A 26,812-nucleotide genomic window follows, 5' to 3' on the forward strand; every position below is an offset into this window, starting at 1 on the left:
CAATGCCGAAGCGCCAACCAGTGCATAATCTCCAATGAAACAAAACTCTATCACAGTGGCGTGCAACCCAATGGTGACCGCTTTACCGATGGTAATGCGAGACCCCACCACACAGGTTGCAGTGATGTGGCACAATGGGCCGATGACCGTGTCGTGCCCCACCAGGGTATGAGTAGATACGATGGTGCATTTGCCAATTTTAGCATTTTGGGAAATAGAAGCAAACTGCATCACACAGGCACCTGGTGCCAACTCCACGGTTGGTGCAATAAACGCCCGTTTGCTGATGATGTTGGGCAGCCGGTCATCGGGCAAATTGCAGCGTAGGAAAACCTCTTCGGTAAGGTAATTCCGGTTGGTCATATGAATAGTGAAGGCAAAGTAAAACCCTTCTTCGATGAAGCGTGGAATATCAGCAATCGTGCCCAAAACCGGATAGCCGTGGATGATTTGACCCATGTCGTAATCATTGCAATACCCGGCGATTTCGTATTCCAAATCGCCAAAATTGCGTCGATTGTCTTCAACGACTTGAGAGATCAAAGCGCCTTTACCGGCGCCGCCGATGATGATGATTTTTTTGGACACAACTTTTGGAATGATGAGTGATAGGTGATGAATTATATCCAAATGTATAAAGAATCGTTTTCAAGTTCATATTGAAGTTTGAATATGCGAAGTCGCGAGGAGAAGCCGTTGACCATCCCATCTTCCAAATTGAACTCCCAGCCGTGCCAGGGGCACCGCAATACTGGATGTTCCGGGTCTAATTGAAGTGTCTGTGCCGATTCAAAGACCAATTTAGGGGTGATTTTCCCCTGGCAAATGGGAGCTCCGGCATGAGGGCAACTATTGAGGATTACTACTGGTTGCCCTTGGAGTAAGGTCGCTCCCACCGAGCGGCTTGCGACTTCCCGAATGACAAACCGCCCTTCCTCCAATACCCCCAATTCAGCGAAGTAGTGTTTGGTTTTCATTGGTCAGGCTGTTTGAAAAATTTGTACCAGGTGGCTGCATTGTCGTAAAAAATCCCTTGCTCCCATTCTTGAGGGATAAAGCGCCGTATAAAATCTGGCTCGTCGGCATCCCAATGCGGGTAGTCACTGCCAAAAACCAGATTGTGTTGCAATTCACCCGCTTCGATCACCTGTTGCAATTTATCAGCTTCATTGGGCTCATAAATGGGCTGGACGCCAAATTTGAAATGCTGGTAAATGTACTCGGAGGGGAATTTTTTCAGAGCTGGCGCCAGGCGATGTAATGCTTTGTAATCCTTATCAAAACGCCACAACAAGTGAATGACCCAAATGAACCCACCTTCCATCAACAGGAATTTCAGATTGGGTAATTCCTCCAAAACCCCGGAAGACACCAACATTACCAATTGAGACATATAGGGTAAACTCACCAAAGTGTGATAATCCATGTAATTGAAAGGCATACCCACTGGTGTAATGTTGGGGGCACTTGGGCCGGGTTGTCGAAAGTGTAAGGCAATGACCAGGTCCATTTCAGCCGCAGCCCGTAAAATTGGACGGTAAAAAGGGTGTGCCAAAGGCAGGGTAGTTGCTGTCGGGATGCTTACTTGCACCACTTTAGGGTGAGCACCCCAACGGTAGATTTCAGCTGCGGCAGCTTCTGGATTTTGAACGGCAAGGTGCAGGGAACCTAAAAAGCGTTCATCCTGTTTGAGCCAGGTTTCCACCAGCCATTGGTTGTAAGCACTAGCCAAAACAGCAGGATACTCGATATCGGGCATATAGGAAAGCCCGGAAATGCCCTCCCCGGTCAGCACTGCGTAATCAATGGGGAATTTATCCAGCAATTGGTTTTTCAACAGTGGGTAATCCGATCCAGCCGGGCCAATTTCAGGTTTGGCATCCAATCTTTTGGCCTGTACGCTGCTATAAAATGTTTCAAGTGGATAACCAAAACCTTTCTCTTTTAAACGCGACAACCAGGGCTCCGCTAAATACGGATAAAGCTCAACCTGAGAGCGGTAAGTATTGTGAACGTCGCAATCAATAATGGCACGAGTTTTGGACAACATGGCGTTTACATGAGCGAATAGATCAAAACAATGACTACTATTACCAGTACAATCACCGTAAGGGTTTGATAAAAGCGACTGTGTTCATATTTGATGCGGTAGAGCAATTCCATGGCATCAGGCCACTGGAGGCGTTTCCCTAATTTTTCGTTGACCATGACGAAGTATTTTTCGTTCCCCAAACGCACCTGATCTCCGTGTTTTTGCAGGATGAAAAAGTTTTCATTCATAAAGGACAACTCATACATTTCGGTGCTTTCGTAGTCGAGAATCATTCGATTGGGAGTATCCAGCAAACGCCAGCTACCGTTGCTCACATCACCATTTTCGATGCGCATGTATTCCCCACCATCATTGAAAAAATGGAGTACCTGATCGTGAAAGTCATCATCATCCTTGAATTCCAGCCAGGATTTGCCTACGTAAAAATGTTCTTCACGCAGGTCTTCACCCCACTGCCGCACCTGCGGAATGATGATGTCCAGGTATTTTTGCATGTTTTCAGCCTCGGGCATCTCCTGACGCGAGATACTCCGGGCTTCCTTGTAAGCATCTAATAAACGGTTGCGTGCCATGCGTTAGAAAGTGTACTTGGCACAAATATAGTGAAAAGTGAAAAGTGAAAAGTGAAAAGCTGATGCACCTTTTGGTTTTCACCGCTTAATTTTTCACTTTTCACTTTTCACTTTCCACTCACTCCGCTTCCTGAAATACTTCGGATGTACAATCAACAGTCCAAAGGACTCCCCATCCTCTTTGTACGTCTTAGAATGGTGGTCGCCGTGTGCGCGCAGGATGGCACGGGAGTATTTGCTGTCAAGTTGGCGGAACCACTTAAAACGTTGGTGGATGTATACGTCGTGGATTAAAAAATAAATCAGGCCGTATATGGAGATACCAATGCCCACGAACAACAACCAGCGTTGAGGGGTGGCCAAACCAACTATGTATGAAATGGCACTGGGAATGGCAAAAACCAGGAAGAACAAGTCGTTTTTTTCAAAAAAACCATGCTTTTCATGGTGAGGTTTGTGGTGGTCTTCGTGCCAAATCCACAACCAGCCATGCATGAGGTATTTGTGCGCTGTCCAGGCTACGAATTCCATGCCTAGAATGGTCAAAAGGGTGATTCCAATATAGATGAGCACTTGCATGTGAAGCGTATTTTTGTTCAAAAAAAAGTCAAAACTGCAAAAAAGAGCAATTGCATCAATAACAGGGCAAAGGCTACTTTGTTGCGAATTTGGCCCTGCAAATAGGCAAAAAGTGAGAGCAAAGGCAGGGATACCAGGTACCAGCCAAGGTAATTTTGCAAAGGTACGACCCCGCCCGGCCATTCCCAAAAATTGTATTGGATGGCAACTGGTTCGATGAATAGGTCAAGAAAAACCATCATCGCGGAAGCCAAGGGCCCTTTTTGCCACCAACTTAGTTTTGGGAAAAACTGGTTAACTATCACGCCACAACAATACCCCAACAACATCCAGTTGACTCCGATCATCAAGGGCGTATTCCAGAGTTTCCAACCCAATACTTCTTCGTAAGCGTAAGTGCCAAACAACAAACCCGTATTGACGCCAAATACTTCGGCTAAAAAGCCAAATACGAACAAAGCACCCAGGGCAATCCCCGTGTTTTTGCTCCAATGTGGGTGAAACAGCAGGACGGTTCCCAGGGAAACCAAGAGATTGAGTGGGGTAAGTCGGATGAACTCAGGATGGATGGGCAACAATATCCCTACAATTCCCACCATATAGATGATGCCAAGGTAAATGATACCCAAATTACTTTTGCTGATGCGCATGGATTTAAAGTTTGTGTAGGATGTCATCGACAATTTTTGCCGACAACAAACAAAGCGGAATGCCACCTCCAGGATGTACACTGCCGCCCACAAAATACAGATTTTTGATCTTTGTACTAAAATTGGGGTGCCGCATGAAGGCGGACATGCGCTCATTGGAGCTGGTGCCGTACAATGCTCCCAGGTGCGACCAGGTTTTGCTTTCGATGCTGCGGGGCTCCAACACCTCTTCGCAAGCGATCAGACTTTCCAGATCTACCTGCAGGATTTGATTGATTTTGGCGATGATGTTCCGGCGCGAGCGGGCGATAATGGCATCCCAATCCTGCCCGGCATTGAAGGGTACATTGATCATCACAAACCAGTTTTCACAACCCTCTGGCGCATCGCCCGGACTGTGCTTGGACGTGATGTTGATGTACACCGTAGGATCATCGCTCACCTGCCCCTGGCTGAGCAGCTGGAATTCCTGGCGGTAATCTTCGCTGAACAAAATATTGTGCATGTTCAACTCCGGAAAATCGCGCTGGACGCCCCAGTAAAAGATCAGGGCCGAGGTGGATTTTTCCTGCCGCAATACTCGCTCTGGTTGGGGTGCCTTGGGTAGTAGGCGGCGGTAAGCATGAAATACATCCATGTTGCTGATGACCTGATCGTAGAGTCTTTCTACACCGTTTACCCTTAGGCCAATGGCTTTGTTGTTGGCCAGTAAAATTTCTTCCACCGGGGAGTTGAAAAAAAAGCGCGCGCCTCTGGATTCCGCCAATTTGTGGATGGCTTTGGTGATGCTGTACATGCCGCCCTCGGGATAAAAGGCGCCGATCTGGTGCTCAAAATGGGGAATGATGGTTAATAAACCCGGTACTTTGTATGGGTTGGAGCCATTGTAGGTAGCAAAACGATTGAGCAATTGCACCAGCTTGGGGTGTTGCACCATCCGTTCATTCACTCGGTTCATGGTGGTAAAAAGGTCGAACTGCGGGATTTTTAACATGGCTTTCAAGACATCCCACTGAAACCAGGTATTCAAGCGGTGCAAGGATTTTTCCAAAAATATCCGTCCGCTGAGTTCGTACTTGCGTTGGCTGTCGGCCAGGGAAGCCTGGAGCTTTTCGGCTTTGACGCCTAGTTTTACTTCTACTTCTTTGGCAAAATCTGTTGCATCGGCATAAGCAGAGAGCCGGGTTTGGTCTTCCCAAAAGTAATTGCACACAATGGGTAGCCGCTGGTAGCGGAAATGTTCGGCAGGATTAATTCCAGCTTCCCGGAACAATTCATCGACATACTGTGGCATGGTGAACAGGGAAGGCCCGGCGTCGAAGCGGTAGCCCTGAAGCTCAAATTGGGAAAGTTTGCCACCGGGGTAGCTGTTGGCCTCGAAGACTTCTACCTCGTGCCCCCGAATGGCCATTCGCGCTGCCGAGGCGAGGCCGGCAATTCCGGCTCCAATAATGGCGATTTTCAAAGTTGATGTTTTTGGAGGGGTAACAAAAATGGGGGGAGAAGGTTTTTAGAGATTGGATACTTTTGAAGTTGATTGATTATTGACTCAGTGGCAATTCCACCCAAAACCGCGTCCCCTCATTTTCCACCGTACTAAAACCCATCTTCCCGCCCGCATTTTCCACCATCGTTTTGCACATGGCCAAGCCCAGGCCCATACCCGATGACTTGGTGGTGAAATTGGGCAAAAAGACTTTATCTTGGATGTTTGCAGGAATGCCTCGCCCATTGTCTTCCACCATCAGGAGGGCGGTTTTGTCGGCAGTACAGGCAATGGTCACCTTGCCGGGTCGATCCTGCGGAATGGCCTGTAGGGCATTGATGAGCAGATTGGAAACCACTCGCGCCAATTGATCGCGGTCGGCAAAAACCTTGACTGGTTTTTCAGGAAGGCGTAAGTTGATCTCGTTTTGACCCTGTTCCTGTTGTTGGTACAGGGTGTGGATGGAGCACAACAATTCGCTCAGGTCAAAGTCCCGAGGCGCAGGGCTGGGCAGCTGGGCGTAATTGGAAAAAGCATCGGCGATGCGGGTGAGGGTATCGATTTGTTCGAGCAGGGTTTTGCTCATGCGTTCGACCAATTCGGGAGTATCAGTTGGACTCAGCTTTTGTGCCCTCTGCAAATGTTGCACACTCAGGCGCATGGGCGTGAGCGGGTTTTTGATCTCGTGGGCCACCTGCCGTGCCATTTCGCGCCAGGCCATTTCTCTTTCCGTTTGTTTGAGGCGCTCTACGCTGGCATCCAGGTCGCTAAGGGCCTGGTTATAGGCATCGACCAGGTCGCCCAGTTCATCGCGGTGCTGGTAACTCAGGCGTTGGTTTTGGCCCAAAATCAATTGGCTCAAACCCACCCGGATCTGGCTGATTGGTGCCGTGATGCTCCGCGCTACCCAAATGGATACGGCTGCGGCAATGAAGAGGAAAAAGATATAACTGGCGGTAAGGATGTTCAAAAATTCATTGACGCTGGCCTGGGTGGGTTTTTGAAAATAAAAGTAGGTGACCAAAAAGACCAGAATCAAAGTCCCGGCAACCAGTGAAAATATCGCCAACTGGATGCGCAAACCCCAGCTCAATCCCTCCCGCCGCATGGTGCTGAAAACCCAAATGGGCAAATGGGCAATGATGAGCAAAAAGAGGTTCGCAAACAAGGTGAATACGAGCGGAAATTGCGCCTTTGTAACGCCCAAAGTAGCCGCGCTAAATCCCGCACCCACTCCAGCCAACATCACGAGCGTAACCAAAATCCAGGTCAAACTCAGCTCGTCGTCGTCGAGGTACATGTCCAGCAACAAAAAGCATGCGAAAGTCAAGAAGGGTAAAACGATGACGGGAATACTCAAACCCAACAACAAATGCAACCCAAACCCCAATAAGGAGCCCAGCGCCATCAAGCCCAAACGCTGGTGAAAAGAAATATTTTGCCCCCGCGCCAGCTTGGCCAAACGGTACAGGCATACAAATAGGGCCATCAACAACCAGCTCAAGGCCAGCATGATGCCCCAACTTTGCCAGTACAAGAAGTAAGGTTGTTCGAGGCTCCAATTTGCCCCGTACTGTTGTACAACCTCCTTGATGATCCAGGCTAAAATGCTCAAACCCAGCGACCCACTGGCGTAAATGCCGAGGGCAGTCAGTAGTTGTTTTTTCATGAAATAAACCTCGATCGAAGCGTGTTTGATGCGCTTTGTGTTTTTACAGTTGTCCAGGTGGTGATGCCTGGGAGGTTGTACGAAAAAGTGGCGGGAAAGGTTACAGTGGGGGCGGAGAAATATTGATAAAAAGTTGGTTTGCTCACCATTGCTTCAAATGGGCAAAAACCTTACCTTTGCTTGAATTAGTAGTGGGGCAAAAATAAGTGCTCATTTTTCCTGAGCCAGAGGATTAGATAAGACACTTGAAATGAAACGTTTTCTTATCTAATCTTCTGGCAAAATGATCACTTATTTTTTTTCGCCCCTAGGCACAAAACACGTCACCATGAGTAACGAACAATTGAAATATTCCATCAGCAATTTATTGGACGAAATAGAGGATACTGAGCTTTTGAACAGCATTTATGTGCTATTGAGGCACACCCAGCCAGCGGAGGATATTGTAGGCTATGAACCGGATGGAAGCGCCATTTCAGAAGAAGAACTGATCGCGTCCATATTGGAAGATAGGCCAGGGATTGCAGCAGGACAAGTGATTTCATTTGAGGATATGAAAAAGGAGTTGGGATTGTAATGGAAGATGAATTTGAATATGATATTGCATTTTCGATAAGAGCAGGAAAAGATCTGAAAAATATTCGCCGTTATCTTTCCGAAAAAATCTCCGAATCGACTGCCAAAAAGGTACTGAACCGGATTTTTCTGGCACTTGAGACGCTCAGGAAACACCCTGAGCGGTATCCCCTGGAGCCACTACTCAAAGACTATGGCAATTATCGAGTGATTCAGAAAGGATCGTATAAGGTATTCTACGAGTTCACTGGGCAGGAAATCATCGTGGTGCGCATCATTCATGCGCGGCGGAACCTGGGGCGGATTTTAGGGAAGTTTAAGCCCTAGGTTTCCACTGCCGTCATCCCTCTTCCCCCATTTTTTCCTATTTTAGCCACAAAGTACCCGGTATGACTGAATTACCATTTACACATATTATTCCTGGCATGGACAGCTCCGAACTGGTGCTGGTGGAAGGAGGGACGTTAATTATGGGCGGTTATGAATATCCCGAGGAATACCCCATTCACGAGGTGACTGTACCCAGCTTTGTTATCGGGAAATTCCCAGTGACACAGGAACTCTGGATGGCGATGATGGGCGAAAATCCATCGTACTTCATCGATCCTAAACGCCCGGTGGAGCAAGTTTCCTGGAAAGATACCCGGGCTTTGTTTCAAAAAGTCAATCATGATCCTCGCCTCAGCCGCGGACAATTCTTTCGGCTACCTACCGAGGCGGAGTGGGAGTTCGCGGCTCGGGGTGGTAAAAAATCAGATGGCTTTTACTATGTGGGCGGCGACAAGCTGGATGAAGTGGGCTGGTATAAAGACAACAGCTATGACGAAACAAAACAGGTTGGGCTAAAACTGGCCAATGAACTAGGCCTTCATGATCTGAGTGGCAATGTGATGGAATGGTGCGTAGATCAATGGCATGCCGATTATTGGGGTGCACCAACGGATGGAAGCGCCTGGGTTGATAAGGATGAAAGTGCTAGTCGGGTGCTGCGCGGCGGTAGCTGGGACTACTCTCCCCAGTATTGCCGCCCCTCTTATCGCTCCTACGTTCATCCGTCTACTCGCTACAACCTTGTGGGTTTTCGGGTGGTGTTGGGTTCCCCTCCAGGCAGCTGAGCCGCTCAGCCAATTGGCCCGTGAGCAAAAGTCAGGGCAACCCACGGATTCATCCGTGGGAGCCACCAGAAAGCAACAACCCACGATTTAAATCGTGGGAAGTAGAAAAAGGAGTAAGTGAGCGAGGGGGGAGCCCAGCAGAACCACCCCAATATTTTCATAAAAACGAATTTATCCTTACTTTAGCCCAAAAGGATCATACAGCATCACCTTACTGCCCAATTTTTTACCCTAAAGCCCTTACAACAATGCAAAAACTTGACCTGGAACTGGTAAAAAAACTTGGATTAACGAAACTGAACTCCGTAGAAGAAGTGCGTAGAAAAAACAACAGTTACGCTATAAATGCATTGGGGAATCTGAGCGCAGTGAGTTTTTCGGAGCAAAAAGAATCAGCGCTAAGTTTGGAGGAAGACACAGCGGATTTGGAGCATTTGTACTTAGCGGAAAATCCCGCTTTAGCCGCCCTGGAATTTAAAGCAGCATTGCCCAAGCTCAAACTACTTTACCTGAACAATTGTAAATTATCCAGTCTGAGTTTTTCTACCGGATTCCCCCAATTGCAACAAGTTTACCTTCAAAACAACCAGCTCAAAAATCTGGACTGGACTGGCGATTTTCCAGCCCTACAATTGATCGATGTGAGCGGAAATCAGTTGAGTGGGTTCAATCTAAGTGGAAATTTTCTAGAATTGTCTTATTTGTTCCTTCAGAAAAACCAGCTTCAACAATTCTCTTTTGCCCAGCCCCTTGCCGCATTGGAGACTTTGGACTTGCGGGAAAACCAATTGCAAACCTTGCCCGATAATTTTTTGAGCCTAAGCAGCCTGAAAACCCTGTACTTGTATAAAAACCCATTGCCCAGCCTGCCCAAAGAAATCATTTCGGACGACAATAGGGGAAATTCCTGGGAATCATTAAGAGCCTACCTCGTCGAATTGTCCAAAAAAGACAATGTTATCAACGACCGGGCCAAGCTCATCATCGTGGGCAACGGGCGCGTGGGGAAAACTTGTATTTACCGCAGGTTGAAAGGAGACCCTTACAACCCAGAAGAGCCTTATACTCACGGTATTCAAATTGGAAAACTGGTCGAAGCTGATTTTTCAGCGTTAAAGGACAGCACCTTGCAACTCAATGTATGGGATTTTGGTGGGCAGGAGATTTTTTATGCCACCCATCAGTTTTTTCTCAGCGAAGAAGCCATTTATATTTTAGCCTGGACCAATGTAAAAAATGTAATTCCCCATCGGGAACGGGACAAAGCCATCTTGCCCTTTGACGAAAAATGGCGCTCGTTAGAATACTGGCTGAAAAGCATTAGACACCACGGCAAAAATAGTCCGATTCTGATGGTGCAAACCCATAGCGATCGCAAGGAAAATAAATTGCCCATTGATCCGATCTATAGGCAGGCACCTTATCATGCTGAAGACCTCAATTTTAGTGCAACCAAAGACTATGGGCTGCCTGAATTGCGCGATTTTATTCTTGAACAATTACAATCTCCAGCAATTCCATTTTATGGGCAACTTTTTCCCAAATCATACTCAGTGCTGATTCAAGAAATTGAAAACAATACCCAGGTTACCAGCCTCACCAAAGCAGAGTTTGAACAAAAATGTCAAAAGGCAGGCATTAGTGCAGGAGGAGAAGAGGCCGTTTTAGCTTATCTCAACAAAGCTGGAGTCGTGGTATACTTCAACAAACCTTTGCTGGAGGATACCATTTTTACCAACCCCAATTGGTTGACCGAGCAAGTCTATTCGCTCATCAACAATGAACTCAGTGCACGAAAAGGCCGGATAGATGAACAATATATGGTGGAAGTGCTGCCCAAATTTACTAGTCAAGAACGGATCAGGTTTCTTGAATTGCTGAAAAATTTTGAACTGATTTTTGAAGAAGCAAAAGACCAGTACATTGCTCCTCAATACTTGCCCGAAGCTTTGAGCGGCGAGGCACAAACTATGTTTAATTTTACCCAGATGAATTTAAAACAGGTCTTTGTTTTTAAATTCACCCGCTTTATGCCTGACAATGTAATGGTTAATTTTTTGAGTCGTTACGGGCCCTATTCAGACAAAATATACTGGAAAAGCGGCATTCTTTTTTCCAAAAATGGACAACCCTGTATTGTGGAGCAACCAGAAGAAAACATTCTGCGGGTGTGCGCTTCCAAATACGAAGACAGTGAGGCCCTTCAACAAGAAATTTGTGCAGCTTTTCGCAAGTTGAGCAATACCACTGCTGTCGAAATATCTTTGGATGGAACCTACTTTGTGGCATGGGATGAACTGGCCAAGTATACGAGCACCTTCATGGATCGCCCTGAACAAATTGTGTTGGCCACGGATGGAGTTACCCCCTTGAATGTAAAGGACTTTGCACGGTTTTTTGCCCCGGAAGAACTGAATAGGATCAAACCCAGGCCTAAAAAAATCTTTTTCTCCTATTCCAAACACGATCGAAAGCACCTGGATGAATTGACCCAACACTTGTCTGCCTTGCGCCGTTTGGGCAAGTTGGAACACTGGGACGACACTCAACTCGTCCCGGGCGAGGAATGGGACGAAGCCATCAAAAAGGAATTAAACGAAGCAGATATCATCTTACTCTTGGTGAGTGCAGCCTTCAATAGCACCGACTACATCTGGAATGTGGAAATCAGCAAGGCAATGGAGCGCCACGAACGCAAAGAAGCCACAGTAATCCCCGTTATCATTCGGGATTGTGACTGGGAAGGTTTGCCTTTTAGCAAGCTTTCAGGGTTGCCTGCCAAAGGGAAGCCTGTAAGCTCTTATGCCAATCCTGATGAAGCATGGCTAGAAGTAATTGAAGGTATAAAAAGGGCATTGTGATGGCTGATCCAACCCTACTCAATATCAAAATCACCGAAGCTGTCTCTTTTCGCCTTATCCAGGTGGAAGGGGGCTCCTTCAATATGGGCAGCGACGACCGTGAAAGTGAACAACCCATTCACCCTGTTACCCTCTCCTCCTTTTACCTCGCCGAATACCCCGTCTCGCAAGCCCTGTGGCTAGCCGTAGTGGGGGGAGAAAACCCTTCCAACTTTCCAGGCCCTCACCGCCCTGTGGAAAGCATCAGTTGGTACGATGCCGCTGCTTTTTGCAACCAATTGAGTTTGCACTGTGGTTACGCTTCAGTGTATTTTAGCGATTCGGCCTTTCAAAAATCACTAAGCCTTGAAGCCACGCAGAAAATAGAATACCCCAACACTATTCCTGTTTTTTTCAATCCCCAAGCAAAAGGCTTTCGCTTACCCACTGAAGCCGAATGGGAATACGCCGCTCGGGGTGGCAACAAATCCGGCGGCTTTCGCTACGCGGGTGGGGACAAACTGGATGAAGTGGGCTGGTACGATGACAATAGCCACGGCGAAACCAAAGCTGTAGGGATCAAACTGGCCAACGAACTGGGCCTGTACGATATGAGTGGTAATGTATGGGAATGGTGTGCGGATCAGTGGGATGCCACTTACCGTGGTGCACCAAAAGATGGTTCCGCCTGGTTGGGTTTAAAGGAAGATGTAGGTCGGGTGCTGCGCGGCGGTAGCTGGTACTTCAATCCCCAGGATTGCCGCCCCTCTTATCGCTCCTACGATCCTCCGTCTTCTCGCAACAACGATGTGGGTTTTCGGGTGGTGTTGGGTTCCCCTCCAGGCAGCTGAGCCGCTCAGCCAATTGGCCCGTGAGCAAAAACCAGGCAACCCACGGATTCATCCGTGGGAGCCACCAAAAGAGACAACCCACGAATTTATTCGTGGGAAGTGGAAAAAGGAGTAAGTGAGCGAGGGCAGCCTCTCACCCCGTCAGCTCAGCCCCAGCCCCCAGGCAAGGGCTGAGCTGACGGGGTGAGAGGCTGCCCGAGCGGGTATTGGAAAATACGCTAGCTTAATTTATGCCCGCAACGGTGGTGAACCAACCTTGAGCTTACGACCAGCGGCACTAGCCGCGCAACGTCATTAGCAAAAAGGGTAAAGAGTGTCGATGGAGGTGCAGAGCACCGGAACAACTCTGGGCGGGTTCCGGTGCTCTGCACCTCCAAAATTGCGCACGATGCTGTTTTCTAGTGACGTTTCGCGGCTAGTGCCACTGGTCGATCGTGTCCGGGTAATTGGGTATCTGGAGGATTTTGAGTACGCTCCAAGTTCATGGAGATTTATTTGTGGGAGCCACCAAAAGACAAGAGGCTTTAGAAAAGTTGATGATCAAGCAATTGATTGTTTTTTTGAGTTAAGAGTTCCGATTACATGAGTAGCGAGTTTTGAAGTAAAGTTAGAAATTAGAAGTGGGCTACCGCAGCGACTTAGGCCAAGACTGTGTCTAAACCGCTGCGGTAGCCCACTTCTAAACTCGCTACTCATGTATTCTTAACTCGTAACTCAAAAAAAGTTCTGGTGTTTTGAACCACTTAAACCATACTCTTTCTGGCTGGTAGCGTTGAAGAATCTATTCACTCTTCCTCACGATCACCTCTCCTTTCAATCCCCCAATATTCACCCGAATCTCGTTATACCCCGCTGCCGAGAAGAAAGGCAAAAGATCAAAATAATAAGTGCGGGAAACCAGCGCCTCACAATCGTCCGACTTGCTGTAGTGCAATTTCAAGCTGGCCAAGGGAGGTAAACTTTTAGACAGGTTGCCATTCCAAACCAATTCAGGCTCCTGCTCCACACAACCGCCGCCGTAGGTAACTTCCAGGACCAGGCAATTTTCGATTTGGTAAGCCTCTTTGATGGTGAAATCGTTTTCTTTATTCGCGCTGTTGAACAGGCCACTGTCTTTCAAAACCGGGCGGCATTGGTCTTCCAGTTTGGCAAAAATCAACTCTTGGCGACTGTTGGCATCGTTGACGAAGGTCAGGTTGCTGCCTTCGATGCGGTAATCGCTGGCCGTGCGGATGCCCTCCATGAACCAGGTAGAAAATGGGTTGTCGGCTACCCGGGTTGTCATGTTGACTTCCATGCCGATTTTTTTGTCTTCTTTGGTAGTGTATTTACCGGCCAAAATGTTGCGTGAGCTGTGCCCCCGCATCTTGCCCCCCTTCAGCAGGGTGATCCAGGCGGGTCCACGGCTTTGATCGCCGTCCAAAACCAGGCCAATGTCAAGTGGGCCATTGACCAGCAGCCAGGTGCCTTCCAGTTTAGGGTCTACATCAACCAAAGCATCAGTGTTCAGTACCAGTTCATTCTGCTCGCAGCTCCAGCCCAACAGCATGGCCAGTGCAAAGGAGAGGATATGGAATTTACGCATCATGGTGTTGTCTTTTTTTAGGTAGACGGGACTGTGGGGGATTCGGTTGGGAATTTCCTGGAAAAGATTTTATCCTAGCCAGGCCAGTGAAATATCCACAAATTTTATAGTTTTACCCACTTTCTCTCCGAAATTCCCATTACAAAGCCAAAAAAACTGGCCATTTTATATTCCAAAAACACCTAAACTATTGACTACTATGCCGAAAGCTACACTACAAGAAAAGTTGCGTTACCGTTTTGAAAACTCACTCTCGCATGGCCCCATTGCCATCATTGGTTGGCTGGCTTTGTTTTCCTTTGTCATTGTGGTCATTGCGGCGGCGGTGCTGCATTTCACCGGGATTGGCCCGGCACCGGATGAAAAACTGGGCTTCGCGGAAGCAGCCTGGCAGAGTTTGATGCGGGCACTCGACTCCGGCGCTGTGGGCGGCGACTCAGGCTGGATTTTTCGTGGCATCATGTTGGTGGTAACCATTGGCGGTATTTTTATTCTATCGACCCTGATCGGTTCGATTTCCAGTGGTATCGACCAAAGCATTGAAGACCTGCGCAAGGGCAAATCGATGGTTTTGGAGTCCAACCATACCCTCATTCTGGGCTATTCCTCCAAAATTTATTCCATCATTTCCGACTTGTGTATCGCCAATGAAAACCAAAAGAACCCAAGGGTTGTGATTTTGGCCAATCAGGACAAGGTAGAAATGGAAGATGATATCCGGGCCAAAATCCCGGATACCAAAAACACCAAAATCATCGTACGCAGTGGCAGCCCTCTGGAAGCATCCGACATCCAAGTGGTGAACCCCACCGAGGCACGATCCATCATCATCCTTAGCCCGGAAGACATCGACAACCCGGATGTGCACGTCATCAAAGCAGTACTTTCCCTGACCAATAGCAAACAACGCAAACAAGGCAAGTACCATATCGTGGCGGAGATCAAGGACCCGCGCAATCTGGAAGCTGCCAAACTGGTAGGAGGAGAGGAGGCGGTTTATGTACTCACTGCCGATTTGATCTCCCGGCTTACTGCCCAAACTTGCCGCCAGTCGGGCTTGAGTATCGTTTACACCGAGTTGTTGCAGTTCGAAGGGGATGAAATTTACTTCAGTGAAGAAAAACAGCTTTGGGGCAAAACGTACAAAGACTGCCTCTTTGCCTTTGAAGAGTCCAGCATCATTGGGGTGTTTACCGCTCAGGGACAAGCGCTGCTCAATCCCAAAATAGACTATGTGTTGCAGGAAGGCGACAAACTGATCGCCATTTCTAAAGATGACGATACCATCAAACTCAGTGGCCTGAGCTTGACCACCCCTGATGAAGCGTTATTGACCAAAGGCGCAGGCAGCAGCGCTGGGGTGGAAAGTACCCTGATTCTGGGCTGGAACCCCAAAGCCATTCGCATCATCGAGGAATTAGACAATTATGTGTTGTCGGATTCCAAGGTGCGGATTCTGGCCGAGGTGGAAGGCATTGAAGCAGATGTTGAGTTGTTGAAGGACAAACTCAAAAACATCAAGATAGAACTTACCCAAGGCGACATCAACGATCGGAGTACCCTGGAATCCCTGGAGGTTGAAAGTTTTGACCACATCATTCTTCTGAGTTACGTCCACCACATTGAAACCCAGGAATCGGACGCCAAGACCCTGATTTGTTTGCTCCACCTGCGCGACCTGGCGGATAAAGCGGGCAAAGACTTTTCCATTGTATCAGAAATGTTGGACATCCGCAACCGCGAATTGGCAGAGGTTTCCAAAGCCGACGACTTCATCCTGAGCGATAAATTGTTGAGTCTGGTACTGACCCAATTGTCGGAAAACAAGGAGCTCAAAAAAGTATACGACATCTTGTTTGAAGCAGAAGGCTCGGAGGTGTACCTCAAAGAGGCGAACCAATTTGTAAAAACGGGTGCTGAGCTGGACTTCTACACGGTTTTGGAGAGTGCAGCGCGGCAGGGGCAAACGGCAATAGGTTACCGGATTATGCGCTATTCCCAGGATGAAGGCAAAATGTACGGCGTGAACATCAACCCGAAAAAATCGGAAAAAATTCGATTTGAAGAAGGAGATAAGATCATTGTGCTGGGGGAGGTGTGACCAATAATCAGAAGTCATTCCGAATTCCAGCATTCTAAGTATTTTTTATCCAGCCCCTTAGGTGAATCTTAGGTTCCTAAAATTTCTTAGGTGGTGAAAAAGAAAAAATCTGCGGAGCAGGGCATTCTTTCACCACCTAAGACACTTAAGAAATCACTGAAGCAGCAATACAGTTAATCCCTTCCATATTTGCCCTTACCTTTTGGCGGACAAGAAGAACCACGGGAATTTTCATACCGATCCCGATCCCGATAATCCACATAACCTCTATCGCGATCTCTGGAAGAAGTTGACCTGCCATAACGGTCATCATCATGGTGGTGCTGGCATTTGTCGCAAGAGCAGCCCCGGTCGTTGTCCCGGTGGTCGTATCTTCTGCGATCATCTCCCCGGGAGCCATAATAACCTCCGCCCCGGCGGTCATCATCTCGAGAGCCATAGCCACCTCTGCGGTCATCACCACAATCGGATCCCCGGCGGTCACGATCATCGCGATCCTTCCAGTGGGGGTCATTGCGGCCATATCTGCTGTCGTAATTCGGAGGAGGGGTACGGTAGTCCACTCGTGGTTGGTCATAGCGGCGGTTTGCGCTGTTGATGCCAGGAGTAGTTGGCTGTGAATTGTAGTAGCCAGGAGTAGAACCTACTCCGCTGATTTTTTGCGCCGAGGTAGTTACGGCAAACATTCCCAAGAATGCTACAGTCGTGGTGATTGCTAAAAATCCTTTCATGTTGCAAATTTTTGTTGCTGCAAGGAACATGGATTTTTACAAACTTCACTTATCTCGAAAGGACTTTAGGATGAGTTTAACTGCTGTTAAAAACGTTTTTAAGATTTTGTTAATCAATGCGATAACGTGCACGTCTTTTTAACGATGCCACAACTTTAAGCGGCCCAATAAGCGCAAGAGTTTAACGTTGAGGGTCAGGCCAGCATTAAAGAAATGGCCGTTGATTTCGATCCAATCTTCCTTGCGGCGCAAGTCGATCAGGTTTGAAAAGAGAACAATTTGAGATTTTTGGAAAGGTGCCTTCCAGTACAACCCTCTGGCCGTGATGGCAAAACCCTCTTTGCCGTTGCCCAATAAACTTTGATCGGCAACCAGCAGGATTTTTTCGTCGCGGGGTGGGAAAAGGAAAGCCTGACTGGCGTTTTTGAGTTTATGGATGGGCATTTGTAACAAATCGGTGTAGATTTTTTCAGGCTCTCGGTCGAACTGCAAAAAATCCTTGACTACCTGAAACAGGTTGATTTCACTCATCGGCACGTTTTGGTACTTGAGGATGGCCTCGGGGAGTTCCACTTCATTCAGGTCTTTGCAGTAGCGAATGATGTAAAAATCAAGCAATTCCTCGAACAAATCTTCCACCATCCAGTTGAGTTGCGTCGTTTCCAACATGCCCAAGGCTTGTTGGTTGCGCAGCCGATCCGCAGCCTGGGTAAAGCGCCGGGCGATCACATCGCGAAAACCGGAAGGGTACATCCGCTCGGAATAGGCCGTATATTGTTCCGGGCGATGTTCCCGGTCGATCCGGTCTTTGAGCGCCAGAAAGAATTTTTCGGAAAGTTGGGGTTCAATGTCCTGGTCCATGTCAATACTGGGGACAGTGCTGCGTTGACTGGCCGACCAATCGGGCTGGGGTGCTCCACAGTTGGAGCAGAACCGGGCGTCGTCCGACAAAACCATTTGGCAGCGAATACACTTCTTCATAGTAAGTTTGCACCGCAGCGTGATTAAACACTGCATTTTAATCGTCGAAAATAAACAAAGCTATTGAGCAAAACAATCCAGCTTGATTGCTGTTTGCTACTTTGCTTCAATAAAAATGAAAATATTGGCAAAAAAACCTAAAAAAGTGGACCTTCCTCAAAAAATCTGCCCGGTTTGTAAGCGCCCATTCAGCTGGCGGAAGAAATGGGAGAAGGTTTGGGAGGAGGTAAAGTACTGCAGCGAACGGTGCAGGAGAGGGGGATTTAGCAGTCAGCTTTGAGCTTAGGGTCTTTTTATTCAAAATTGTACAAGATGTCAGAACAAGAACAACCACACAACGAATACGCTTACCTGGCGTTTCACCCCAAAAACATCATTTTGGTGCTTTTGCTCATGGGGTTGAGTACCATTTTTATCGCCCTGTCTTTGGCTTATGTGTACAATCGGGTAAACCAGCACTTGCCACCTTTGCGCTTGCCTATTTTGTTTTTGTTTAACACCATTATTTTGTTGGGGAGCAGCAGCACAATGGTTTGGGCCAAAAAGTCATACCTGGCCGACCACACCGAAAATTACCAAAGAGCCTTGTGGTTTACCCTGGGCTTGTCTTTGCTGTTCATGCTGGCCCAGGCCATTGCCTGGTACCTGTTGTTCAGTGATGGGGTTTTGATGAGTTCGGACAACTCTGCGGGATATTTGTATGTCATTTCCGGGCTACACTTTGCACACGTCATTGCTGGATTGCCCTTTTTGGGGTATTTCATCTACCAGGCGCGGTACCACATGAAAGAGCCAGTCAGCGTGTTGGTGTATTTCTCCGACCCCGAAAAGCGCCTGAACTTGCGCCTTCTGGGCATCTATTGGCACTTTTTGGATGTGTTGTGGATTTATCTGGTGATCTTTTTTTACATCAATTATTTCATTCGTTAATTATTTATACACCTTCCGCTTTTTTTTTACCCGCAGCCAGGTGCCCCACATCTTGTTGTAGGCATGGACATATTCTGTGGGGTGCCCCTCCATGTTGACCAAGGGCTGTTTGCGGTTGACCCACTCAAAAATGCCACCGTACAAATTGGCAGCATGTGAGTAGCCCGCGGCCAGAAGTTTTTCGGTAACCTTTTCACTGCGGTAACCTACCGAGCAGTAGACCACGATTGGACTGTTTTTGTCTACCCGCTCTAGTCTGGCCAGCTCAAAATCCTTGTAACCCACCCAAATGGCACCTTTAACGTGGCTAACTGCATATTCATTCCATTCCCGGGCATCGATAAAAACTGGGTAAGCTCCAAGATTTTTGGCTACCGTTTCGACACTCAGTTCAGGCACGGAGTGATTCAACAACCTGCGCAACACAAATTGATAGGAACGGCTTTGCACCTGGGCATTCATTCCGGTGAACAAGCCCAGAAACAGGATACAAGCAAACCAGATTTTTGCCTGAAGTCGGTTGAAATTGGGAAAAATGTTGCGCATTTGCGAGACTTTACTGCAAAATACTGCTTTTCTGAATTTTAGGCTGGTTATTGTTTGGGGCGGAGGTATTTATTCCGTTAAAAACTTGCGGATATCCGCCGCTAGTTTCAGCATATCCGGTTCGTGTAGATACATCATGTGCCCAGCTTCGTAATAGGTTTTGGTCACCCGTTCAGGCACAATGCCATTGCGGGCAAAGGTATATTCGGTATCAAAAAACGGGCAAATCAAGTCGTAATACCCGCTGGCTACCAACACTTTCATCGCAGTATTGCGGCGCATGGTTTCACCCAATTGCCGGGCTACATTGACGGGCATGGGTTCCCAATATTGGCCGTCGGGCACTGGCCGCCAGCGCCATTTTTCACCCACTTCATCGTTGGAAGTCAGGTAGGGGCGATCCATTTCCACTTTTAAAACTGAAGCATAAAAATGGTTCAGGGCCGCGGTATAAGCTCCGCTGATCTGGTAATCGGAAGGGTCACCCAGGTCGGGGCCTTCGGAAACTTTGTCTGCTTCATCCCCCATGAATCGCCCATCGAGGCGGCCAATGGCCAGGCCCTGATCTGCCAGCAATTGTTTTTGAAAGCGGTGCATCAGAACACTGAGGTTTGAGCGCAGGATGTAGTTTTTGTCCAAACCAATGAAATAAGCCATTTTTTCAGCAACGGCGTTTTGCTCGGCTGCACTCAACAAACTGCCCCGGTACAAAGCTGGAGCATAGGTATCATAAGTGAATTTACGGCATTCTTCCACAAAGGCTTCCAGCGTTTTGCCTTGCCCGGCTTTTTTGTGGTACCAGGCCGTTGCGGCCATACTTGGTAGGTAGGTCAGGTTGGAAGTGATGTTGTCGTGAATGGAGGTGGATCCGGTATAGTCCAGTGCTTGAGAAATAAGCACCAGGCCATTAAGATCCATCGTTTGGCCATCCTTTTCCAAGGCGTTGGCTACTGCTGCGGCCCGAGTAGTACCAAAACTTTCGCCAGCGATGTATTTGGGGGAAAACCATCGTTTGTTTTCGGTTACCCAGAGGCGCATGAATTTTGCTATTGAAGCCGCATCCTCTTTCAATCCCCAATAATCTTCATTTTTTCCTTTACCAACTACCCGGCTGTACCCCGTGCCTACCGGGTCGATGAAGACCAGATCAGTCAAATCCAGCAGTCCCTGCTTGTTGTCCACTAAAATATAGGGCGCAGCCCCATCGTCCTTTTTGGCATCTGAATCAACTTTGACAATTTGCGGGCCAAACATGCCCATGTGGAGCCAAATGGAAGCTGAACCGGGCCCTCCATTGAACACAAAGGTGACTGGCCTTTTGCTCCAATCACTGAGTCCTTCTTGGGTATAGGCCACACTCCATATGGAGGCTACGGAATCTCCTTTGTCGTTTTTTAAATAAGTTTCTTTGGCCGTCGCCTTGTAGCGGATGATTTTTCCGCCAAATACGCCTTGATGATTGGTGATGAAGGATTTGGGGGACGGAATTTTGTTAGAATCGGCTTTCTCCTGGGCAGAAAGGGCTGTGGTCAACAAGGTAAAAAAACAACAATAGAGGAGTTTCAAGCTATGACGCATCATTCAAACGGTTTGGTTAAAAAGTGAACGTACCTCAATACAAAGTAAGTCATTTTTAACTAAACTCTAGTTCAAGAAATTGCCGACACCGCCAGAATGACTGCCACAAAGTGGCTGATGCTGGCCGCCAAAACAAATAAATGCCAAACCAGGTGGTGATAAGTGTACTTTTCCCAGAGGTAAAAAATGACTCCCAGAGAATACAATACTCCACCAACGACAATCAGGATGAGCACATCAGCAGGTAAACTCACAAAAAAGGTTTTGCCTGCTGCCAGCAAAATCCAGCCCATCAAGAGATAAATGACCGTGGACAAATAATTGAAACGATTGATAAAGAAAATTTTAAACACCATTCCAAGCATGGCCAATCCCCACAACACAATCAGTAAGGTAATCCCCACCTGATTGAATACAAACAACAAAATGAAAGGGGTGTAGCTACCTGCAATCAAAAAATAAATGCTGATGTGGTCTAAAATCTGGAGCACTTTTTTCACCAGAGGTTCCTGAAAACCATGGTACAAGGTGGAACAGGTGTACACCATCAAAAAACTGAAGGCATAAATACTGGCCCCAAGTGTGGCGATGGAATTGCCACTTTTTGCAGCGAGGGCAATGAGTAATGGAATACACACAATGCCGAATAAGATGCCAAAGCCGTGGGAAACACTGTTGGCAATTTCTTGTTTGAGCACTTTGTTTGGGTAGGACGAGGCGTCAGTCGACATGGTGATTTTTTGAGTGTTGAAAAGCAAAGGAACGCTACAACCGCTGGAGATATTGCAATAAGACTCTCGGCGAAATTGATCGGAGAAGGCCTGCGGATGGCTTGTTGGGTATGAATGACTAAAATTTGGATTTAGTGCCATAAAAAGCGAGGGCCAGACTTCCACGGATTAGTTTTGAAGTCGGCCCTGGCATTAGCGTTTTTGAGGTAATTTCATTATGGTCCTCAAAAAGGACAAATCAACAATGTTTAACATCAAGGCAGTGCAATAAAGGGGGCTTAAAAGTTCCGAGAGAACCCTACTTTTCAGCAAGGTTTTCTCGGACTCGACAAATAATCAGCGTTCTAGTAAATTCCTGAAATTCAGTTATTACTATGGTGCAAATTATTGGAGTTTGAGGTTAAAAAGAAGGACAAATATTGAAATTTTAATCTTTGAAAATAGGCGAGAATAAAAAAAGAAAAGTAAATAAATATTTAAAAAACAGTATCTTAGATTGTGAACATTTTTTTTATTTTAGGTTTTAAAAAACATTTAAAAAAAATAATTATGCTATTCTTTTTACCTGAAATTCCATCCATTTGATGAACTTGATTCAAAAACAATACCAATTCAATGTTCTGATCGTCTTTTTTCAATTCAACTCAATTAGACCTACTTATTTTTAAAACTTTTTAGGCGAATCATCAATTTACTTATATTTACTCCCTCATTAAAGCGACAACCTGTGATAAAGTGTTGATCAGACGCATCATACAACTATTGACCTCATTGGCCCTGGTGCTTGTGATTTACGATTTTGGCTATGTTCAGGATCGGCGTGAAGAGATTTTGATTTTTAACGCCTATTTTGGTTTGACTCTTACCTTTGCTATTTTGGAGTCCTATCGCCTGTACAAAGGTCAGATTCCCTTCAATTTATTTTATTTCATCCGCCTGGTTTTGCCGTACACAGCCTTTTCGGTGATTGCGGTAGATTTGGTGTTTTGGGGTGAAAGTTTGCGTTCGGCAGTCGCCCGGAATGAAGGCTGGTTTTTTATCAACATTCTGCTTTTGGTTTTTTACGGCATGTCAAACATCGCCAGCCTGTTGTATCGGCGCAATTTTTCGCCGGCCATCATTTTTGTCAGCAGCTTTATGATTGTGATTTTTTTTGGAACCATCTTTCTCAAACTGCCGAATGCGACCAATGCCGGGATTACCTGGTTGGACGCCATTTTTACCATTACCAGCGCCGTGAGTGTGACGGGGTTGGCGGTAGTGGACACCCCTACTACGTTTACAATCATGGGCCAAACGGTCATCATGGTTTGTATTCAACTGGGCGGTTTGGGGATGTTGACCTTGACGGCCTTTTTCGCCTACTTTTTTAAAGGCAAATCCTCCTATGTAGAAGGACTGTTTATCCGGGACTTTTTGAGCTCCGACCAGTTTGAAGGTTTGTTGGGGCTGGCGATGAAAATCGTGTTGCTCACCTTGGGTATAGAGTTTATTGGGGCTTTTTTTATGTACATCAACTTGCCCGAGCAGGAATTTGATTCCTTTTTTGATAAAGCCTTTTTTTGTGCCTTTCACTCCGTATCTGCTTTTTGCAACGCCGGATTTTCAACGCTGAGCAATAATTTTTACGAAGCCCCCTTTCGGTTCAACTACAACATTCACCTGACTACTGCCTTTTTGATCATCATTGGAGGTTTGGGCTTCAGCATCATGTTTAACCTTTTTATGCTGGTCAAATACGCTATACTCAATTGGTACAATCATTTTGTGGTACACCTCGTGGCCTATCGCAAGGCCGTGCGGATCGCCACACTCAATACCCGGGTGGTGACCTTCACCACAATCATCCTGCTCATTACAGGGACCCTGGCTTTTGGAGCATTGGAATGGAATGGGGTACTCAAAGAACATCCTACGCTGTGGGGTAAATTGGTGACCTCCTTTTTTGGTTCGGTTACCCCACGTACAGCCGGGTTCAATACGGTTAATATGGCCGAATTGTCGAGGTCTACTATTTTGGTAACCATTCTCTTCATGTGGATTGGGGCCTCTCCGGCCTCTACAGGAGGTGGGATCAAAACCAGTACTTTTGCCGTAGCCATCATGAACATTTATGCGGTAGTGCGCAACAAACCCCGCATTGATTATGCTGGCCGGGAAATTCCCCAGGACTCTGTCAACCGCTCTTTTGCCATCATCGTATTGTCCTGGTTTGTGATTGGTTTGGGTTTTACGGTAATAGCGCAAGTTGAAGGCAACATCCCTTTTTTATCCATCCTTTTTGAATGTGTGTCGGCTTATGCCACTGTTGGCTTGAGCCTGGGCATCACCCCCCAACTGTCTGATATTAGCAAAATCACATTAATTGTGGTTATGTTTGTGGGAAGAGTGGGCGCAATCACTATCTTGATTGGGCTAATCAAAGATGTAGATTGCAAGAATTACCGCTACCCACGGGAATCGGTACTGATCAATTAATGTATGAAACTTAATTTGTTGCCATTGCTGTGCAGTGGCTTGTTGTGTTTGGCTGTAAACCTCTTGCAGGCTCAACAGACTAGTGCCTTTGATCTTTCCATAACGGGAGCTTATCAGGAGCGCGCTTTGCCAGAGATTTTGAGCGATCTGGAGTCGCGCTATCCGGTCAAGTTTTATTACATCCCTGAAAGAATACCTTTTTATCCCATCACCATTGAATTCAAGGGGCAACCTTTCTATCAGGTGATGAAAAAATTGCTGGAAGGCAGTTTGTTGACCTTTACGAAATGGTCGCCCAACGAAATGGTTCTGGTGCCCGAAGACCAGCGCAATCGCGCCTTTGTGGAAGGTATGATCAAAAAATGGAAAGCAGGGGAATGGCAAGCGCCAGTGTTGTCCAGCATTGCAGAAAAAAGTTTCACTTTCGGGTCAGCCAATTCCGCACTTACAGGAGGCAAGCTGAGCATTAAAGGCCAGATCCAGGACGATGAAAGCAACGAACCCATTCTGGGAGCCACCGTGCTCGTTCGCGAAACCGGGCAAGGGGAAGTCAGTGATGAAAAAGGTAACTTTCAACTCAAACTGGCTCCCGGCAAATACACCCTGCAAATCACCTACATCAGCTACCAATCACAACTCAATTACGTGAGTTTATACGCCGATGGTGAATTGCCTGTGCGCCTGATCAGCATGCCTCAACAATTGAATGAAGTATTGATTAAAGCCCAGGCAGTTGAAAAAGGAGCCCAGAGCACCAACATGGGCATCGAACGCCTCAGCGCCAAATCCCTCAACGAGCTGCCCACCTTGATGGGCGAGGCCGACGTCATTAAAAGTTTGCAAACCTTGCCAGGTGTCACCAACGCCGGCGAGGGCGTGGCCGGGTTTAATGTACGAGGCGGGAATATTGACCAAAACCTGATCATGCAGGACGATGCCCCCTTGTTCAATTCTGCCCATGCCTTGGGTTTTTTCTCCATTTTTAACGCCGACGCAGTGGATCAAATCAGCTTGTACAAAGGGCATATTCCGGCACAGTACGGTGGTCGTTTGTCATCAGTGTTGGATGTACAACTCAAGGATGGCAACATGCGCAAATGGACCGGGAAGGGCAGTATTGGTTTCATTGCCAGCAGGATGGTGCTGGAAGGGCCGATTAAAAAGGATAAGTTGTCAATTCTGATCGGAGGGCGCCAGTCGTATTTGGGACCAACCTTATCCCAAAGTACCAGTATTACCATCAAAGACAGCAAAGCCGCGTTTAGTGATGCGGTATTGAAACTGGCCTGGCGAGTAAATGCTAAAAACACGTTCCGATTGACCGGTTTTACCAGTGGTGACGAGTTCCGTTATGCCCAGGATTTTGGATACAATTGGCAAAATTACCAGCTCACAGCACAATGGAATCGGGTTCATTCAGATCATTTTTTTACCAAACTTCATGCCTCTTATGGGGCTTACCGAGCGGAACAAACCGATCCGGGTGGCAACGATGCCTTTACTTTGAGCAATGGACTCAATAACCTGAAAGTCAAACTGGATAACGTTTTATCGGCAGGTGAAAAACACGCCTTGCGTTTTGGAGCAGAGGCCAGCCAATACTATGCCCGCCCTGAAGCCATTCGCCCGCTTAGCGATATCTCGGTGTTTTTGCCTGAACAAGTACAAAAAGACAATGGGCGAGAATTGGCTCTATATGTGCAGGATGAAATCACTTTTTCGGATCGCATCGCTGTTTCCCTGGGTACACGTTGGAGTCGTTACCAAAACCTGGGGCCTCGTGTGGTATGGTACTACGCTGAAGGGCAATCCCGAGAAAATCTGACAGTACGGGATTCTGCACAGTTTGCAGCCGGCGAGGTCATTACTTCTTATGGTGGTTTGGAACCAAGAGCCTCTCTGAAACTAGGTTTTAGCGACAATGCTTCCTTCAAAATGAGCTATAACCGCTTGCGCCAGTATATTCACCTTACTTCAAATACAGTGGCACCCACTCCAGTGGATGTTTGGCAGGCTTCCAATTTGTACATTCCACCACAAATTGCAGATCAATATTCTGTGGGTTGGTTTCTGGATGAACCGAATAAAAAATGGGAGACCTCGGTGGAGCTTTACTACAAAAAAATCCTGAATGTATTGGAATACAAGGATTTGCCAGAGCTGATCTTGAACCAGCGTTTGGAAACCGAAATCCTGGCAGGTAGAGGGCATGCTTATGGTGGTGAGTTTTCGATCCGTAAAGTACAGGGTAAACTGACCGGCTGGTTCAGTTACACCTACGCCCGCTCCTTGGTCAAAGTGGAAGGCCCCAGTGCAGAAGAAACCGTGAATGCTGGACGTTGGTATCCGGCCAATTTTGATAAACCCCATCAAGTCAATTTGATCAGCCGTCTTCAGATCAACCCCACGAATAGCTTCACCTTTAATTTTACATATAGTACCGGACGGCCTATTTCCATCCCGGTCTCCAGTTATCGCCTGGGCAGCGGAGCATATGCCAACTTTTCGGATCGCAACCAGTACCGCATTCCCGATTATCACCGTTTGGACATTGCTTGGACCGTAGACAATCGACAAACACGCCTTAAAGGGATCCGGGGAAGTTTTACGGCCTCTGTTTACAATGTGTATGGCCGAGCAAACCCATTTTCCATTTTTTTCCGCAGGAATGAAAAAGGTCGCCCTTCGGCGTATCAATTGGCAGTAGTAGGAGCAGCAATTCCGGCAGTGGCGTACAATTTTACTTTCTAATCAAATTCC

24 protein-coding genes are annotated in these 26,812 nt (G+C 47.2%); 10 read left to right on the top strand and 14 right to left on the bottom strand.

From position 1 onward, the window contains the following. The 8 genes from SFV55_RS29305 to SFV55_RS29340 form a co-directional block, all read right to left on the bottom strand. Window positions 1-588, bottom strand: a 588-nt coding sequence (locus SFV55_RS29305; protein ID WP_320033158.1) for a hypothetical protein, incomplete at its 3' end; no start/stop codon positions are given. A gap of 32 nt (window positions 589-620) precedes the next feature. Then, on the bottom strand, window positions 621-977 hold the full coding sequence (locus SFV55_RS29310; RefSeq protein ID WP_320033159.1) for a Rieske (2Fe-2S) protein: 357 nt from the start codon (window positions 975-977) through the stop codon (window positions 621-623). Further along, window positions 974-2,050: an amidohydrolase family protein gene (locus tag SFV55_RS29315; RefSeq protein ID WP_320033160.1), complete on the bottom strand. Its 1,077-nt coding sequence runs from the start codon at window positions 2,048-2,050 to the stop codon at window positions 974-976. The genes SFV55_RS29310 and SFV55_RS29315 overlap by 4 nt, the downstream gene beginning before the upstream one ends. 5 nt (window positions 2,051-2,055) lie before the next feature. Continuing rightward, window positions 2,056-2,625 carry a hypothetical protein gene (locus SFV55_RS29320; RefSeq protein ID WP_320033161.1) on the bottom strand — a complete coding sequence of 190 codons (570 nt, stop codon included), beginning with the start codon at window positions 2,623-2,625 and terminating at the stop codon, window positions 2,056-2,058. Window positions 2,626-2,718: 93 nt separating this feature from the next. Next, window positions 2,719-3,204 carry a fatty acid hydroxylase gene (locus SFV55_RS29325; RefSeq protein ID WP_320033162.1) on the bottom strand — a complete coding sequence of 162 codons (486 nt, stop codon included), beginning with the start codon at window positions 3,202-3,204 and terminating at the stop codon, window positions 2,719-2,721. A 17-nt stretch (window positions 3,205-3,221) separates the two neighbouring features. After that, window positions 3,222-3,854 carry a carotenoid biosynthesis protein gene (locus SFV55_RS29330; protein WP_320033163.1) on the bottom strand — a complete coding sequence of 211 codons (633 nt, stop codon included), beginning with the start codon at window positions 3,852-3,854 and terminating at the stop codon, window positions 3,222-3,224. A 4-nt stretch (window positions 3,855-3,858) separates the two neighbouring features. Beyond that, window positions 3,859-5,319 (bottom strand): 1-hydroxycarotenoid 3,4-desaturase CrtD, encoded by a 1,461-nt coding sequence (gene crtD, locus SFV55_RS29335; RefSeq protein WP_320033164.1) that lies wholly within the window; start codon window positions 5,317-5,319, stop codon window positions 3,859-3,861. A 76-nt stretch (window positions 5,320-5,395) separates the two neighbouring features. Then, the gene (locus SFV55_RS29340; protein WP_320033165.1) at window positions 5,396-7,009 is read right to left on the bottom strand and encodes a sensor histidine kinase; all 1,614 of its coding nucleotides are present in this window, start codon (window positions 7,007-7,009) and stop codon (window positions 5,396-5,398) included. Window positions 7,010-7,337: 328 nt separating this feature from the next. Between SFV55_RS29340 and SFV55_RS29345 the strand changes: the two genes are divergently transcribed. The 5 genes from SFV55_RS29345 to SFV55_RS29365 all read left to right on the top strand — a co-directional run bounded on the left by SFV55_RS29345 (window position 7,338) and on the right by SFV55_RS29365 (window position 12,391). Continuing rightward, entirely contained in the window at window positions 7,338-7,586 is a 249-nt protein-coding gene (locus SFV55_RS29345; protein WP_320033166.1) for a hypothetical protein, read from the top strand. Beyond that, window positions 7,586-7,912, top strand: a complete 327-nt coding sequence (locus SFV55_RS29350) for a type II toxin-antitoxin system RelE/ParE family toxin (RefSeq protein WP_320033167.1) — start codon at window positions 7,586-7,588, stop codon at window positions 7,910-7,912. The genes SFV55_RS29345 and SFV55_RS29350 overlap by 1 nt, the downstream gene beginning before the upstream one ends. Before the next feature lie 62 nt (window positions 7,913-7,974). Then, window positions 7,975-8,700, top strand: coding sequence for a formylglycine-generating enzyme family protein (locus tag SFV55_RS29355; RefSeq protein ID WP_320033168.1), 726 nt, complete (start codon window positions 7,975-7,977; stop codon window positions 8,698-8,700). 248 nt (window positions 8,701-8,948) lie between these two features. Beyond that, window positions 8,949-11,561, top strand: coding sequence for a COR domain-containing protein (locus SFV55_RS29360; protein ID WP_320033169.1), 2,613 nt, complete (start codon window positions 8,949-8,951; stop codon window positions 11,559-11,561). Then, window positions 11,561-12,391, top strand: coding sequence for a formylglycine-generating enzyme family protein (locus SFV55_RS29365; protein WP_320033170.1), 831 nt, complete (start codon window positions 11,561-11,563; stop codon window positions 12,389-12,391). The genes SFV55_RS29360 and SFV55_RS29365 overlap by 1 nt, the downstream gene beginning before the upstream one ends. A 781-nt stretch (window positions 12,392-13,172) precedes the next feature. Here the strand turns inward: SFV55_RS29365 and SFV55_RS29370 are convergent. Continuing rightward, window positions 13,173-13,979, bottom strand: coding sequence for a hypothetical protein (locus SFV55_RS29370; protein ID WP_320033171.1), 807 nt, complete (start codon window positions 13,977-13,979; stop codon window positions 13,173-13,175). Between the two features lie 196 nt (window positions 13,980-14,175). On the opposite strand from SFV55_RS29370, the gene SFV55_RS29375 reads away from it, so the two are divergent. Beyond that, the gene (locus tag SFV55_RS29375; protein WP_320033172.1) at window positions 14,176-16,077 is read left to right on the top strand and encodes a CASTOR/POLLUX-related putative ion channel; all 1,902 of its coding nucleotides are present in this window, start codon (window positions 14,176-14,178) and stop codon (window positions 16,075-16,077) included. A gap of 173 nt (window positions 16,078-16,250) precedes the next feature. Here SFV55_RS29375 and SFV55_RS29380 read toward each other — a convergent pair whose 3' ends face one another. Together SFV55_RS29380 and SFV55_RS29385 are read right to left on the bottom strand one after the other, a co-directional pair. Continuing rightward, window positions 16,251-16,808, bottom strand: a complete 558-nt coding sequence (locus SFV55_RS29380) for a hypothetical protein (RefSeq protein ID WP_320033173.1) — start codon at window positions 16,806-16,808, stop codon at window positions 16,251-16,253. A 138-nt stretch (window positions 16,809-16,946) separates the two neighbouring features. After that, window positions 16,947-17,789, bottom strand: a complete 843-nt coding sequence (locus SFV55_RS29385; protein WP_320033174.1) for a zinc ribbon domain-containing protein — start codon at window positions 17,787-17,789, stop codon at window positions 16,947-16,949. A gap of 115 nt (window positions 17,790-17,904) precedes the next feature. Here SFV55_RS29385 and SFV55_RS29390 point away from each other — a divergent pair, with 115 nt between their 5' ends. Then, the gene (locus SFV55_RS29390) at window positions 17,905-18,069 is read left to right on the top strand and encodes a DUF2256 domain-containing protein (RefSeq protein ID WP_320033175.1); all 165 of its coding nucleotides are present in this window, start codon (window positions 17,905-17,907) and stop codon (window positions 18,067-18,069) included. A gap of 32 nt (window positions 18,070-18,101) precedes the next feature. After that, window positions 18,102-18,719, top strand: a complete 618-nt coding sequence (locus tag SFV55_RS29395) for a cytochrome c oxidase subunit 3 (RefSeq protein ID WP_320033176.1) — start codon at window positions 18,102-18,104, stop codon at window positions 18,717-18,719. On the opposite strand, the gene SFV55_RS29400 is transcribed toward SFV55_RS29395, so the two are convergent. From SFV55_RS29400 to trhA, 3 genes are all read right to left on the bottom strand, one after another. Beyond that, on the bottom strand, window positions 18,720-19,265 hold the full coding sequence (locus SFV55_RS29400; protein WP_320033177.1) for a rhodanese-like domain-containing protein: 546 nt from the start codon (window positions 19,263-19,265) through the stop codon (window positions 18,720-18,722). 69 nt (window positions 19,266-19,334) lie between these two features. Next, a complete protein-coding gene (locus SFV55_RS29405) occupies window positions 19,335-20,843 on the bottom strand; it encodes a S10 family peptidase (RefSeq protein WP_413776753.1) in 1,509 nt (502 codons plus the stop codon). 71 nt (window positions 20,844-20,914) lie between these two features. Continuing rightward, window positions 20,915-21,574, bottom strand: coding sequence for a PAQR family membrane homeostasis protein TrhA (gene trhA, locus SFV55_RS29410; RefSeq protein WP_320033179.1), 660 nt, complete (start codon window positions 21,572-21,574; stop codon window positions 20,915-20,917). A gap of 735 nt (window positions 21,575-22,309) precedes the next feature. On the opposite strand from trhA, the gene SFV55_RS29415 reads away from it, so the two are divergent. After that, a complete protein-coding gene (locus SFV55_RS29415) occupies window positions 22,310-24,052 on the top strand; it encodes a TrkH family potassium uptake protein (RefSeq protein ID WP_320033180.1) in 1,743 nt (580 codons plus the stop codon). A gap of 3 nt (window positions 24,053-24,055) precedes the next feature. Continuing rightward, window positions 24,056-26,803, top strand: coding sequence for a TonB-dependent receptor (locus SFV55_RS29420; protein ID WP_320033181.1), 2,748 nt, complete (start codon window positions 24,056-24,058; stop codon window positions 26,801-26,803). Window positions 26,804-26,812: the final 9 nt, after the last annotated feature.

The organism is Haliscomenobacter sp. (genome assembly GCF_033763495.1).
Lineage (GTDB): Bacteria > Bacteroidota > Bacteroidia > Chitinophagales > Saprospiraceae > Haliscomenobacter.